This is a genomic window from Bacillus sp. FSL K6-2971 (assembly GCF_038006405.1).
Lineage (GTDB): Bacteria > Bacillota > Bacilli > Bacillales > Bacillaceae > Bacillus > Bacillus pumilus.
Map to the genome: position 1 here is coordinate 1,020,792 of NZ_JBBOVD010000001.1, position 13,613 is coordinate 1,034,404.

The following is a 13,613-nucleotide window of genomic DNA, read 5'->3' on the forward strand; positions in this document are numbered from 1 at the left end:
CAAAGGGGATCTCAATGTTAAAAAAATGGAGTGTTCTTATATTCACTGTTTTTCTATTAGCAGGATGCGGTGAGAAGGCTGAAGAAACCACGCAAACCGAGAAGACGGTATCAACAATAAATACGGAGCTTGCTACTAAGAAGCAAGTAACCATCGAACAAATGAAACTGACAAAAAAAGAAAAGAGCTTACTAGAAGCATCAACCACTAATGAAATGGTGGCTTTGACATTAAAAGGATTAACGAAGAAGGATAAGAGTATTACGTTTATCGGGAGTCATTACAAACATGGCCGATTAGCTAACAAGGAAGCATCATCTGCCACCTTTACTTTACATCAAGATGGAACCGACCAAACGATGAATGTGCTCTTACAATTAAAGCATGAGAAAGATACATATGAATCACAATTTAGTATGTGGTCTGACAACAAGAACGAGGGAATGACAAAAGCGACAGCAAGCTTTCCGTTCAAAGTAAGTGACTATGTTTTTTCTGCACAATCTGAAACTGTCAAAGTCTCTTCTGGAGGAAAGGCACTGATTGCGTATACAGCGGCAATGGGGAAAGACGGAAATTCACCGATGCTTGAAGAGATTGAGAAAAATCCAAAGCAAGCGCTGAAGAATAAGTCACATGCCTACTTATTTTATATCCAGCTCGATAAATAACTATCGTAATATATACGGAGAATATGAAGTTTTTTGACGAAAAATCTTCATATTCTCTTGACGAATTGTTAAGAAAGTTGTAACATAATAAAAGTCAACGCGATGACGTTTCTTATTGATGCGGGTGTAGTTTAGTGGTAAAACCTCAGCCTTCCAAGCTGATGTCGTGAGTTCGATTCTCATCACCCGCTCCAATACATAATTTTGTTTATAACGCAGTATTTCGTTTCTTAGATAAACGAAGTGTTGCGTTTTTTATTATGTCAGTATAATGTGAAAAAGCACTGTCAAGCTACAGTGCTTTTTCAATAAGTTCATATTTACTTTCTCCACCATGTATTTGTACAAACATCTTCGTCAAGGATTGGATGAGAGCTTCACTCTTTTCCCGGGAAATAGATGGCGGAAACAGGATGATTTGCAAAATGTTTTTTGTGTCTTGAGAAATGTGGGCTTTACTTGGTTGAGAAAATAATCCTTTAAGTCCTGCGTTGTCCTGCCATTCAATGTGACCACTCTCATGTTTTGCTAGTGAAAGCGGCTCTTCTAGACGATCAGCATCGAATGTTAGGATAGGCAAGAAATATTTTAAAGAGAAAAAGATCGACAAATCCTGTACGGAATTGGTCGAGTCAATAAATCGTTCTTTTTGGATATCAGCAAGAATTGGCAGGAAAGGAACGTCTTTTAAAAGGTCCGTCCATTCTTTGATTGCTGGTACTTCTTCTAATACTTTATCTTCGTATTCAAAAAATAAAGATTCTTGAAACAGGCGGAGCCGGCCTTTTAACATTTGAGGGGATGTGCCAACTTCAATATGCGAATATTCAATCTGTCCAACATGGATAGACGGGTTGTCAGGATGAGAAATTTCCATATGTATCTTCACAGTGACTCACTCCAATCGGTCATGATACACTCGTATTATACTGAAAACAACAGGAGAAACAAAGAAAGGAGGTTTGCAAGGTGATTCATGTTGGAGAATTAAAAGAAGAATTGATTCAATATGCGAAAGAAATTGGTGTCGATAAAATCCGATTTGCAAGTGCTGATACATTTGATTCATTAAAAGACCGCCTCATCTTACATGAATCGTTAGGGTATTTGTCAGGCTTTGAAGAGCCTGATATAGAGAAGCGAACAAACCCTTCTTTGCTGCTTCCGAAGGCCAAATCAATTGTTGCGATAGCGCTCGCGTATCCTTCCAAAATGAAAGATGCTCCTCGAAGTACAAATGATGCAAGAAGAGGGATCTTTTGCCGTGCTTCTTGGGGAACAGATTATCATGTTGTGCTGAAAAAAAAGCTTGATATGCTCGAAGAATTCTTGCGGAGTAAACATGTCGATATACGGACAAAATCAATGGTGGACACAGGGGAACTATCTGATCGTGCAGTAGCGGAACGCGCTGGCATAGGTTTTAGTGCGAAGAACTGTATGATTATCACGCCAGAGTTTGGGTCTTACGTGTATTTGGCTGAAATGATCACAAATGTCCCATTTGAACCGGATGAAAAAATTGAAGACCAGTGCGGAACGTGTAATAAATGTGTAGATTCGTGTCCAACTGGTGCACTTGTGAATCCAGGACAACTGAATTCTCAACGGTGCATTTCCTTTTTAACGCAAACGAAAGGATTTTTGCCTGACGAATTTCGTTCGAAAATAGGAAATCGATTGTACGGGTGTGATACGTGCCAAATTGTCTGCCCGATCAATAAAGGGAAGGACTTTCACCTTCATCCTGAAATGGAGCCGGACCCTGAAATTGCGAAGCCACTATTAAAGCCGCTTCTTACGATCAGTAATCGTGAGTTTAAGGAAAAATACGGTCATGTTTCAGGTTCATGGCGGGGGAAAAAGCCGATTCAGCGAAACGCGATTTTGGCACTTGCTCACTTTAAAGATACATCTGCCTTACCCGTGTTGATTGAATTGATGCACAAGGATCCAAGACCTGTTATTCGGGGCACGGCTGCTTGGGCAATAGGGAAAATTGGCGATGAGGAGCTGCTCCCAGAGCTGGAAAAAGCCCTTGAGCGGGAAAGCGATGAGGAAGCGAAACAGGAAATTGTCAAAGGGATTGAGTTTTTACAGACACCTTTAAATACTAAATAACGTCCCTGTGAACATAGAATGAACCAAACAGAGATTTTAAAAAAGTTTGGTGGTGTCTGTGTGAAACAATTATTAGAGCAAACATTAGAAGACAGGCTTGGTTATTTATTAAATGGGAGTGCAATCAAACAGCCGCAGCTCATGTCTGATGTGGAAGCAGTCGAACGGAAAAAAGAGCTTTTTGCTAGAAGACAGGTGGAGATTGTCAAGGCGAAGGCGAAAGCAACACTTCTTGATTCAACGATTCAGGATGACGGGACTCAGCATGTGCAGTATCTCGCTCATCTCACTTATGTATGCAAGGATGTAGACGATTCTTTTTATTTAGAGGAGCAGGTAGAAAAAAGAGAAGCGTTCCTTTACAACGACATGCTTGTCAAAGATCGAATGATGATTGAAGAACGTCAAATGGAAGAGCAGGTGGATGAGCGCTTTCAGACCGAAGAACAGTTTGGGAGAGCCTTCCACTATGACCGGCGGGCAGCCGTACAATATGCGGAGACGTATTGGAATAAACGAAATCCCGCCTATAAAAACTTCGAAGATAACTGCACGAATTTTATTTCACAATGCTTGAAGGCAGGGAATGCGCCAACGAGAGGGTATCCGAACCGCGGATCTGGCTGGTGGGTGCGGCCGCACACGTGGAGCTATAGCTGGACGGTGGCTCATTCGATGAAAAATTATTTAGCGAATTCGAAAGCGGGTTTAAGAGCAAAGAAACTCAAAGAAGCACAGGAGCTTCAAATTGGTGATGTCATTTGCTACGATTTTGAGGGAGATGGCAGGTATAATCATACAACCATTGTCGTCGATCATGATAAAGGCGGAATGCCTCTTGTGAATGCTCAGACATATGACAGCCGTATGCGTTATTGGTCGTATGAGGATTCGACTGCCTATACTCCTGCTATTCGTTATACGTTTTTTCACATTTTGGACGATGCCGCGAAGGATAGTTAATGGTATAATGTTGAGCGGAAAAGAAAATTAGAGGTGAACTTTTTTGGGACTTCATGTCGTTTTATATCAACCAGAGATTCCAGCTAATACTGGAAATATTGCGCGTACATGTGCAGCAACAAATACAACCCTTCATCTGATTCGTCCGCTTGGTTTTTCGACAGATGATAAAATGCTGAAGCGTGCAGGACTCGATTATTGGAAATATGCCAATGTCGTCTATCATGATTCACTTGATGAATTGTTTGAGGCACATCCGAAGGGACAATTCTTCTATATCACAAAATTTGGTCAAAAGCCGCATACGACATTTGATTACTCTCAGTTAGATGAAGATTACTTCTTCGTTTTTGGCAGAGAGACAAGTGGATTGCCGAAAGATTTGATCGAGCGGAATATGGACCGCTGCCTTCGTTTACCGATGACAGAACATGTTCGTTCTCTGAATCTATCGAATACGGCAGCAATTCTTGTGTATGAGGCACTTCGCCAGCAGCAATATCGAGATCTGATATAAGGTCATGATGAAAGCCGGGATGCCTATCTCGGCTTTTTTATATGAGATAAGGAACAAAATATGACTTGTTTAGTCTATTTTTTGACATATTGAAAAAAATCAAAGGACAGTAAATATGTAGGTGCTAAAAACAACGAATTAAATGAAAAAGGATGTTCCGCTTATGGAACATCCTTTTCTTCATTTACCAGGCTTGCCTTCGTAGCCAGCTGTGAAAATGGATACTAAAAACGTAATGATGACGCCCATCATAATGACCGTTCTCATATAAGCTCCCCCTTATCCCTTTGTTTCTATCGCTGCCTATTTCATATGATGTGAAGTTCGCCTTAAAAAGCAGGAGAAGAAGATCATTTTTCTCCTGTTTTTCCTTTATTATGAAGGGTCTTGCGGATGGTTGTCAATTCAGTTTGCCAATTCGTCATTTTGAAGAACGAAAGCATGTAATAGGACGCCTCCGCATAGATTGTAAAACAGTATCTGATTACTTGCTTCAATCTTGAAAGAGGAGGTTCATATGGATATTTTAAAGAAAATCGAACAGCACAGAGAAGAAGAGCAGCGTCTCAAATGGGAAGGCACATTCGGCGAATATTTAGACATAATAAAGGAAAATCCACTTGTCGCTCAATCTGCTCATTCTCGCGTTTATCATATGATTAAAGACAGCGGGATTGAAGAGGAGAATGGGGTCAGAACGTACAAATTTTTTGATCAGGAGCTTTTTGGATTAGAGGAATCATTGGAAAGATTAGTGGAGGAATATTTTCACCCTGCTGCCAAGCGGCTCGATGTGAGGAAGCGTATTTTGTTATTGATGGGACCAGTGAGCGGGGGGAAATCTACGCTTGTTACTAGGCTGAAAAGAGGACTAGAAGAATATTCACTGACAGATCATGGCGCAGTCTATGCGATCAAAGGCTGCCCGATGCATGAAGATCCGCTTCATCTTATTCCGCAAAATCTACGTGAGGATTTCTATAGAGAGTATGGCATTCGTGTGCAGGGGAATTTGTCCCCTCTGAATATGATGAGGCTGGAAGAGGAATATGGTGGACGAATTGAGGATGTAAGGGTTGAACGGATCTTTTTCTCAGAGGATAAACGGACCGGTATTGGTACCTTTAGTCCGTCTGATCCGAAATCTCAGGACATTGCTGATTTAACAGGAAGCATCGATTTTTCCACTATTGCTGAATTTGGATCAGAGTCAGATCCAAGGGCCTACCGCTTTGATGGAGAACTCAATAAAGCAAACCGAGGGATGATGGAGTTTCAGGAGATGTTAAAGTGTGATGAGAAATTTCTATGGCATCTTCTGTCATTAACGCAGGAAGGAAATTTTAAAGCAGGCCGTTTTGCCTTGATTAGTGCAGATGAATTGATCGTCGCTCATACGAATGAAACCGAGTACCGGTCGTTTATTTCAAATAAAAAGAACGAGGCCTTGCATTCAAGAATTATTGTGATGCCGATTCCTTATAACTTGAAGGTGACAGAGGAGGAACGCATTTATCATAAAATGATTTCAGAAAGTGATGTTTCTGATGTGCATATTGCCCCGCATACGCTGAAGGTGGCAGCGATGTTCTCCATTTTGACAAGACTCAAAGAGCCGAAGCGTTCTGATATTGATTTGGTGAAAAAAATGCGCCTTTATGACGGAGAAAGTGTCGAGGGATTCCAATCTGCTGATATTGATGAGATGAAAAAGGAATTTCATGATGAAGGGATGAGCGGAATTGATCCGCGATATGTGATTAACCGCATTTCCTCCACTATTATCCGGAAGAATATGGAGTCGATCAATGCGCTGGATGTCCTTCGTTCGTTAAAAGAAGGACTCGATCAGCATCCGTCTATCTCAAGCGAGGACCGGGAGCGCTATTTGAATTTTATTTCTGTTGCGCGAAAAGAGTACGACGATATTGCGAAGAAGGAAGTACAAAAGGCATTTGTGTATTCCTATGAGGAGTCTGCGAAAACGCTCATGGATAATTACTTAGATAATGTCGAGGCATATTGCAACAAAAACAAGCTGCGTGATCCATTAACCGGTGAAGAAATGAACCCTGATGAAAAGCTTATGCGTTCAATTGAAGAGCAGATCGGAATTTCTGAAAATGCGAAAAAGGCATTTAGAGAAGAAATTCTGATTCGTATTTCGGCTTATGCGAGAAAGGGCAAACGCTTTGATTATAATTCTCATGAGAGATTGCGTGAGGCAATTCAGAAGAAGCTGTTTGCTGATTTAAAAGATGTGGTGAAAATCACGACGTCAACGAAGACACCGGATGAACAGCAGCTGAAGAAAGTGAATGAAGTAGTGGCTAGATTAATTGATGAACATGGCTATAATTCAACAAGTGCAAATGAACTTTTAAAATATGTAGGCAGTCTTCTTAATCGTTAATAAATGAAGGAGGCATTATTGGCGCACCTGCACCGGTAATGTCTTTTTTAGAAATGATCGTCAACTTGGGTGACGAGCAGCATAAGATAAAGGAATCGGTGGTTAGAAGAATTGTGCAAACAGGTGAGGAGGGGGATGGATGTCCCGGCAAGAAAAAAGTCAGTTTATTGTATCACAGGAAGACTGGTCCCTCCATCGAAAAGGCTATGACGACCAGCAGCGTCATCAGAAAAAGGTCAAAGAAGCGATTAAAAACAATTTGCCGGATCTTGTCACAGAAGAAAGCATTATCATGTCTAACGGAAAAGATGTTGTCAAAATTCCGATTCGTTCGTTAGATGAATATAAAATTCGGTACAACTACGATAAAAATAAGCATGTGGGTCAAGGCGATGGAGACAGCGAGGTAGGCGATATTGTCGCACGTGATGGATCAGACAGTAAGCAAGGGCAAGGAAAGGGACAGAGCGCAGGAGATCAGGCTGGAGAGGATTATTACGAAGCTGAGGTCTCATTAATGGATCTTGAGGAAGCGCTGTTTCGGGAATTAGAGCTGCCAAACCTTAAACAAAAGGAGCTTGACGACATCATTGTCGAGCAAATTGAGTTTAACGATATTCGCAAAACCGGGTTAACAGGGAATATTCATAAAAAACGAACGATGCTGTCAGCATTTAAACGAAATGCAATGACAGGCAGTCCTTCCTTTTATCCAATCTACCCAGAGGATATCAAATATAAGACGTGGAATGAAGTGACCAAACCAGAGTCGAAAGCCGTCGTTTTGGCGATGATGGATACGAGCGGAAGTATGGGACTTTGGGAAAAATATATGGCGAGAAGTTTTTTCTTTTGGATGACACGTTTCTTACGGACAAAGTATGAAACGGTTGAAATTGAATTTATTGCTCATCATACGGAGGCGAAGGTTGTCGATGAAGAGCATTTCTTTTCGCGGGGGGAGAGCGGAGGAACCATTTGCTCCTCTGTCTATCGAAAAGCGCTAGAGCTCATAGACGAACGTTATCCGCCGTCGCGATATAATATTTATCCTTTTCATTTTTCTGATGGAGACAATTTGACCTCAGACAATGCACGATGCGTGAAGCTTGTTTCTGAAATTATGAAAAAAGCCAACTTATTCTGCTATGGTGAAGTGAATCAATACAACCGGCATTCTACATTAATGTCAGCATATAAGCATATACAGGATGAGAAATTTAAGCATTATATTTTGAAGCAAAAATCAGACGTTTTTCTTGCCCTAAAAAAATTTTTTCAGCAGGAAGAAGTTCTTTCGTAAATAGCACATTTGAAAAAACCTTTCAGCATAAGGGCTGAAGGGTTTTTTGTATGGAGAAGGAAGGGATCACCAGAAAAAAAGTAAAACTTTCTCTTTGACATTTCAATTTTCATTTATTAATATTTAATCTTGTTAAATATAAGTTTTTCAAAAAAGATGCCGATCGTCTTTTCTTCTTTTTCTTCTCTTTGCTCATGAGTGAACAATAAGTATAAATGGGCTGCACACCATTATTCATGCGGGGAAGATGAAGGAGATATAACAGTTTTATGAGCTTGCTTCATATTCTGTCAGATGATGGGCATTCTAAGTTTGCTAAAGCAGATGACACTATATTTTTATACATGAAAGGAGAAACAAAACATGAACAGAGGGCGTTTATTGCTAACGAATATTATTGGCCTTATTGTAATTCTTGCCATTATTGCCGGAGGTGCTTATTACTACTACGAAAGCACAAATTTTGTCAAAACTGACGAGGCGAAAGTGACAGGTGACATGTACCAAATCACAGCACCAGCAGCTGGACAAATCAAAGGCTGGGATATCAATGAAGGTGACGAAGTGCAAAAAGACAGCACAGTCGCAAAAGTTGAAGGAGAAACGAAAACAAACATTAAATCAGTGGCTGATGGCACATTAGTCAAAAAAGAAGTACAAAACAATCAACAAGTGCAGCCTGGTGCAGTTCTTGGTGAAACGATTGATTTAAGCAAGCTTTACATCACAGCAAATATCAAAGAAACAGATATTAAAAGCATTGAAAAAGGCGACAAAGTCGACATCGTGGTAGATGGTGATCCTGATACAACATTTGAAGGAACAGTTGAACAAATTGGTTATGCGACAAACTCAACATTCAACATGCTGCCAGCAACAAACTCAAGTGGTAACTATACAAAAGTGACACAAAAAGTAGCAGTGAAAATTTCAATTAAAAATCCATCAGACAAAGTACTTCCTGGTATGAATGCTTCTGTCAAAATTTCATCTTAATGATGATTGATATCAAAAAATGAAAGGAGGTTGTCTGAGATGGCAAATCAACCTGCAGCAACAAAACAGGGAGCAGGCTCCTTGTCTTTACTGATCATTTTAATGGCCGGCTTGTTCGTTGCGATTTTGAACCAAACACTTCTGAACGTAGCCATGCCCCATTTAATGACTGAATTTAATGTGAGTGCAACGACGATTCAGTGGCTTACAACAGGTTATATGCTTGTCAACGGTGTGCTGATTCCGTTATCTGCGTTTTTAATCACACGCTTTGGACAGCGCAGCTTATTCCTAGTTGCCATGATCTCGTTTACACTAGGGACCTTTATTTGCGGGATTGCGCCGAACTTTTCGACCATGCTCATTGGTCGTTTGATTCAGGCAATCGGCGGCGGTATCCTGCAGCCGCTCGTGATGACAACAATCCTTTTTATTTTCCCTCCTGAAAACAGAGGAAAAGGAATGGGGATTTTCGGTCTTGCGATGATGTTTGCTCCAGCGGTAGGACCAACATTATCTGGTTACATTATTGAACATTATTCTTGGCGTATTATGTTTTATGGACTTGTTCCAATCGGAGCAATTGTCATTATCGCGGCTTTCTTTATGTTTAGAAATATTGTAGAGCCTAAAAAGATCAAGCTGGACAGCCTTGGTGCGGTTCTTTCCATCGTTGGTTTTGCTTCGCTCCTATACGGAGTGAGTGAAGCTGGAAGTGATGGCTGGACAGATCCGATCGTCTTATCGACGATTATTGTTGGTGCGATTGCGATCATTCTCTTTATTTTCCAACAGCTGAAAGCTGATAATCCGATGCTTGATTTCCGAGTGTTTAAATACAGCATTTTCTCATTATCAAGTGTCATTAATATTATTATTACAGTTGCCTTATACACTGGGATGTTCTTACTTCCGATTTATCTGCAGAACCTCGTTGGGTTTACGGCATTGCAATCCGGGCTATTAATGCTTCCAGGGGCACTTGCGATGCTGATTATGTCCCCGATTTCAGGGATTTTGTTTGATAAATTTGGACCTCGTCCGCTTGCGATTGTGGGGATGCTCATTACCGTTGTCACCACATTCGAGTTTACAAGGCTGACGATTGATACATCATATAGTCACATTGTGCTCATGTATGCAGTTCGTGCATTCGGTATGTCACTCCTTATGATGCCTGTGATGACAGCTGGGATGAACCAATTACCACAGCACTTAAACAGCCATGGTACAGCGATGTCTAATACATTAAGACAAATAAGCGGTTCGATCGGTACGAGTTTGATCACAACGATTTATACGAATCGGACAACATTCCATTATTCCAATATGGCGGATCAAACAAATACAGCGGACCCGTTCTTTATGAATTCATTCCAGGCGGCTGTGTCGAATGTGATGCACCATATGGGCATGACAGCTGAAGCTGCTCAAAAATATGTATCCACCCAGCTTTTTACGAAAGCACAGGTTGATTCAAACGTAATGGGTATCAATGATGCTTACATGTGGGTAACGTTATTCTGTGCCGCTGGTGTCATTCTCAGCTTGTTCCTGCGTGATGTACGTAAGGATAAAAAGAGAAAAGACCAGCAGCATAAAAAACAAGAAATGACACTGCTTCCAGCACCTAAGGAAGCAAACCAAGATGCAAGATAAGTGTGGAGGGACCGTACATGAAAATTTATGTCGTATACGATAGTGAAGGTGACCATACAAAAGCACTGGCAGAAGCAATTGCAGCGGGTGCAGGTGAAACAGAGCACGCTGAAGTATTCGTCGATCATGTGAAAGATGCGGATATTCGCAAGCTGGATCAAATGGATGCGATCATTTGGGGCTGCCCTGGTCACTTTGGGACCATTAGTTCTGGGTTAAAGACATGGATTGACCGTCTTGGCTACTTATGGGCAGAAGGAAAACTGATCGATAAAGTCGGTGCCGTTTTCTGTACAACTGCTACAACGCACGGCGGTTTAGAAATGACGATGCATAATTTAATTACACCAATGTTCCACCAAGGGATGCTTGTTGTTGGCCTTCCTGGAAATGTGCCAGAAAATGCTTTATACGGCTCTTACTATGGAGCAGGTGTGACATGTCCGATTGATTCTGATGAAGTGATTTCGACAGAAGGCATTGAACTTGGGAAAGCATTAGGAAGACGTGTAGCATCAGTCACTGCGTCATTTAAGCGATAAGGAGAGGGTTCTTTTGGCGACGATTATTGTAGCGTTAGTAGCTGCTGTTCTAGTCATTATCGGATTAGTAGCATTCAATGTCAGACACGCTTCGATCGAGAAGAAAGCGATCAATGAAGATGTGCCCAATCAGCCTGACGTGCCCCGCAGCGAGTCAGAAGTTGCGGCGAGCCCTGTAGAGCCTGAAGTAGAAGAAGAAGCGTCAACGCCTTCTCAAACGGATGAACGAGTGTCTGGTGATGATTTCTATAGACAGGCGCTTCAAAAGTTTAAGCAGCCAGAACCACCTGTCAAAGAAGAAGAGCCAGAAACTAAAATGAATGATGATATGTATCGTTCTGCTTTACAGAAGCTAAAGCAGAAGGACAAATAAAAAGAGAACCTCTTGTCAGGTTCTCTTTTTATTTGGCACAAAAAAACCGCCGGCAGAAGCCGAGCGGTTTTCCTTCACTCTATAAAGTGCTAAAGAGCAGATGCTCTTAAATTACGCTTTGTTAACGTTAGCAGCTTGTGGTCCACGGTTACCTTCAACGATTTCGAAAGAAACTGCTTGACCTTCTTCTAAAGTTTTGAAGCCTTCGCCTTGGATAGCAGAGAAGTGAACGAATACATCGTCTTGACCTTCTACTTCGATGAATCCGAAACCTTTTTCAGAGTTGAACCATTTTACTTTACCTTCTAACATGAAATTTCCTCCTAAAGCGATCTTAACGCTTAAATTCACTATTCTTGCTCTTACACAAACTTCAAAGACGAAAACTCTTTCAAAACTTTCTTCTTAAAGATGATACGAACAAAAATAATTACCTTTACTTTACCAGTGTTTGCGGGAAAAAACAACTGTTATCCAAAAACTTTTTTAAAAATAATTAGCGCTAACAAATTGAGGAAATAGCCTATATTCATTGGCCTCTTTTTCTTCCTGAGAAGCTCACTTGATTTCGGCCAGACTGCTTCGCTTTATAGAGCTCCTGATCAGCTATAATCGGTAATTGTTTGATGTCTCGACTTCTCGCGGAGTAATACGCACACCCAAGTGATACTGTAATATGAATGGACATGCCATTTTGTAAATAAATCGGCTGATCTGCTATTTTTCTCCGTAAGCGTTCTGCAATCTGCCATGTTTTTTCAACTGTACAATTGGGTAGAAGGACGGCAAATTCCTCACCGCCGATCCGGCCAATATAATCTGAGCTTCTTGTGTTTTTGATCAGCCTTTTTCCGATTTCTTTTAAAACCAAATCTCCCTCATGATGTCCATATTGGTCATTAATGGATTTGAAGTAATCGATGTCTAAGTAAATAAGGGACATTTGTTGGATAGGCTGCTTAAATTTCATCGAAAAAGCATCATTTAAGACCTCATCGAACTTCCGTTTATTTAAAACACCTGTTAAAAAGTCATAATGAGCTTGGAATTTATACAAATTCAATAGCTGATATGCTTTTGTTTGATGCTCAATGACGTAAAAGTTAAACAAACCAGCAATATATGAGAACATCCAATAAGCAAAATGTAGTTCAAATGATGTCTCATGCACGATCATGATAAACAGGCTTGTGGCAATCACATTACCTAACGTAATGGACAAAAGCATTTTCATAACTTGATTCATATGGCGCTCAGCAATTAAAAAAGAAGCTGTTGCGATGATCATCATGGAAAAAATGTTGATGAAAGAAGCGACGTTGGCTTCGATTAATAATCGACCAATGATTACAACACAGGCTGCAATGATGGTTTGGGCGATGCCTCCATAAAAGGCAGTTAAAATAAGGGGGATATGTCTTAAATCGACGATAGCTGGTCCTGCTTTGATAGAGAAGAACATTAAGAGGACACCGAGTAACCCAGAAAGAATGCCTTTGCATAGTTGTCTGAGCAGGGTATCTTCTTTCTTAAGAAAATTCTCTTTAAACACAAGCAGAAATAAATAATGAAAAGTGACAAGAATTGTTAAATTAATAAAGAGGTCTCTTAGCAAAATTAAATCACCTTTTTAAAATTACTAAAATTTGTTGCAAAAGAAAAGGGGAAAAAGGATAATTAATAAAAATTTCACTTATGAAGGGAGCGAAAAACATGCGAGGAAAACGCTTCCCAGATGAAACGGACTGGCTCTCTTTTTTTGAAACGGAGCCTGATGAAAGGTTCGAGAAAGGGATGCCTATTGAATATCAAAGCCTGACATTTCGATTTGAGAATCAAGACGAGCGTTTCGTTGTCACGATGTAACTTGGAAGTCAAGAATTTACGTTAAAAGCTGTTCGAAAAAAAGATGGATCGTTTTTAGGCATCTATGATTTTAAAACCGTGCAGCATGTAGAGATAAAAAAGGACCGGCCAAACGAAAAAGAGCTCTTACTCATAGTAGAAGCTTATGGCGATTTTATCACAACAGTTGAAATTACCTTTTTACCTTTC

14 protein-coding genes and 1 tRNA gene are annotated in these 13,613 nt (G+C 40.5%); 12 read left to right on the forward strand and 3 right to left on the reverse strand.

Going from position 1 to position 13,613, the window contains the following annotated elements:
• Positions 1-14 precede the first annotated feature (14 nt).
• Positions 15-671, forward strand: a complete 657-nt coding sequence (locus tag MHI33_RS05100; protein WP_340909626.1) for a hypothetical protein — start codon at positions 15-17, stop codon at positions 669-671.
• A gap of 120 nt (positions 672-791) precedes the next feature.
• A tRNA-Gly gene (locus tag MHI33_RS05105) sits at positions 792-865 on the forward strand.
• Positions 866-963: 98 nt separating this feature from the next.
• Here MHI33_RS05105 and MHI33_RS05110 read toward each other — a convergent pair.
• Complete coding sequence (locus tag MHI33_RS05110) at positions 964-1,560, reverse strand: hypothetical protein (RefSeq protein ID WP_340909629.1); 597 nt, start codon at positions 1,558-1,560, stop codon at positions 964-966.
• Positions 1,561-1,643: 83 nt separating this feature from the next.
• On the opposite strand from MHI33_RS05110, the gene queG reads away from it, so the two are divergent.
• The 9 genes from queG to MHI33_RS05155 all read left to right on the forward strand — a co-directional run bounded on the left by queG (position 1,644) and on the right by MHI33_RS05155 (position 11,558).
• Positions 1,644-2,792, forward strand: coding sequence for a tRNA epoxyqueuosine(34) reductase QueG (gene queG / locus MHI33_RS05115; protein ID WP_340913781.1), 1,149 nt, complete (start codon positions 1,644-1,646; stop codon positions 2,790-2,792).
• A 60-nt stretch (positions 2,793-2,852) separates the two neighbouring features.
• Positions 2,853-3,755, forward strand: a complete 903-nt coding sequence (locus tag MHI33_RS05120; RefSeq protein WP_126741985.1) for an amidase domain-containing protein — start codon at positions 2,853-2,855, stop codon at positions 3,753-3,755.
• A gap of 43 nt (positions 3,756-3,798) precedes the next feature.
• On the forward strand, positions 3,799-4,272 hold the full coding sequence (trmL, locus tag MHI33_RS05125; protein WP_003211950.1) for a tRNA (uridine(34)/cytosine(34)/5-carboxymethylaminomethyluridine(34)-2'-O)-methyltransferase TrmL: 474 nt from the start codon (positions 3,799-3,801) through the stop codon (positions 4,270-4,272).
• A 517-nt stretch (positions 4,273-4,789) separates the two neighbouring features.
• On the forward strand, positions 4,790-6,685 hold the full coding sequence (locus MHI33_RS05130) for a PrkA family serine protein kinase (protein ID WP_003211752.1): 1,896 nt from the start codon (positions 4,790-4,792) through the stop codon (positions 6,683-6,685).
• 139 nt (positions 6,686-6,824) lie between these two features.
• Positions 6,825-7,988 carry a sporulation protein YhbH gene (gene yhbH / locus MHI33_RS05135; protein ID WP_044141624.1) on the forward strand — a complete coding sequence of 388 codons (1,164 nt, stop codon included), beginning with the start codon at positions 6,825-6,827 and terminating at the stop codon, positions 7,986-7,988.
• Between the two features lie 363 nt (positions 7,989-8,351).
• A complete protein-coding gene (locus tag MHI33_RS05140; RefSeq protein WP_340909639.1) occupies positions 8,352-8,984 on the forward strand; it encodes an HlyD family efflux transporter periplasmic adaptor subunit in 633 nt (210 codons plus the stop codon).
• 39 nt (positions 8,985-9,023) lie between these two features.
• Positions 9,024-10,643, forward strand: a complete 1,620-nt coding sequence (locus tag MHI33_RS05145) for a DHA2 family efflux MFS transporter permease subunit (RefSeq protein ID WP_065098964.1) — start codon at positions 9,024-9,026, stop codon at positions 10,641-10,643.
• Between the two features lie 17 nt (positions 10,644-10,660).
• Positions 10,661-11,185 carry a flavodoxin family protein gene (locus MHI33_RS05150; protein ID WP_044141622.1) on the forward strand — a complete coding sequence of 175 codons (525 nt, stop codon included), beginning with the start codon at positions 10,661-10,663 and terminating at the stop codon, positions 11,183-11,185.
• A gap of 13 nt (positions 11,186-11,198) precedes the next feature.
• On the forward strand, positions 11,199-11,558 hold the full coding sequence (locus tag MHI33_RS05155; protein WP_065098963.1) for a hypothetical protein: 360 nt from the start codon (positions 11,199-11,201) through the stop codon (positions 11,556-11,558).
• A 111-nt stretch (positions 11,559-11,669) separates the two neighbouring features.
• Here the strand turns inward: MHI33_RS05155 and cspB are convergent, their stop codons facing one another.
• A complete protein-coding gene (gene cspB, locus MHI33_RS05160) occupies positions 11,670-11,870 on the reverse strand; it encodes a cold shock-like protein CspB (protein WP_003212277.1) in 201 nt (66 codons plus the stop codon).
• 217 nt (positions 11,871-12,087) lie between these two features.
• Positions 12,088-13,173, reverse strand: coding sequence for a GGDEF domain-containing protein (locus MHI33_RS05165; RefSeq protein ID WP_044141620.1), 1,086 nt, complete (start codon positions 13,171-13,173; stop codon positions 12,088-12,090).
• 98 nt (positions 13,174-13,271) lie between these two features.
• On the opposite strand from MHI33_RS05165, the gene MHI33_RS05170 reads away from it, so the two are divergent.
• A complete protein-coding gene (locus MHI33_RS05170; RefSeq protein ID WP_340909647.1) occupies positions 13,272-13,424 on the forward strand; it encodes a hypothetical protein in 153 nt (50 codons plus the stop codon).
• Positions 13,425-13,613: the final 189 nt, after the last annotated feature.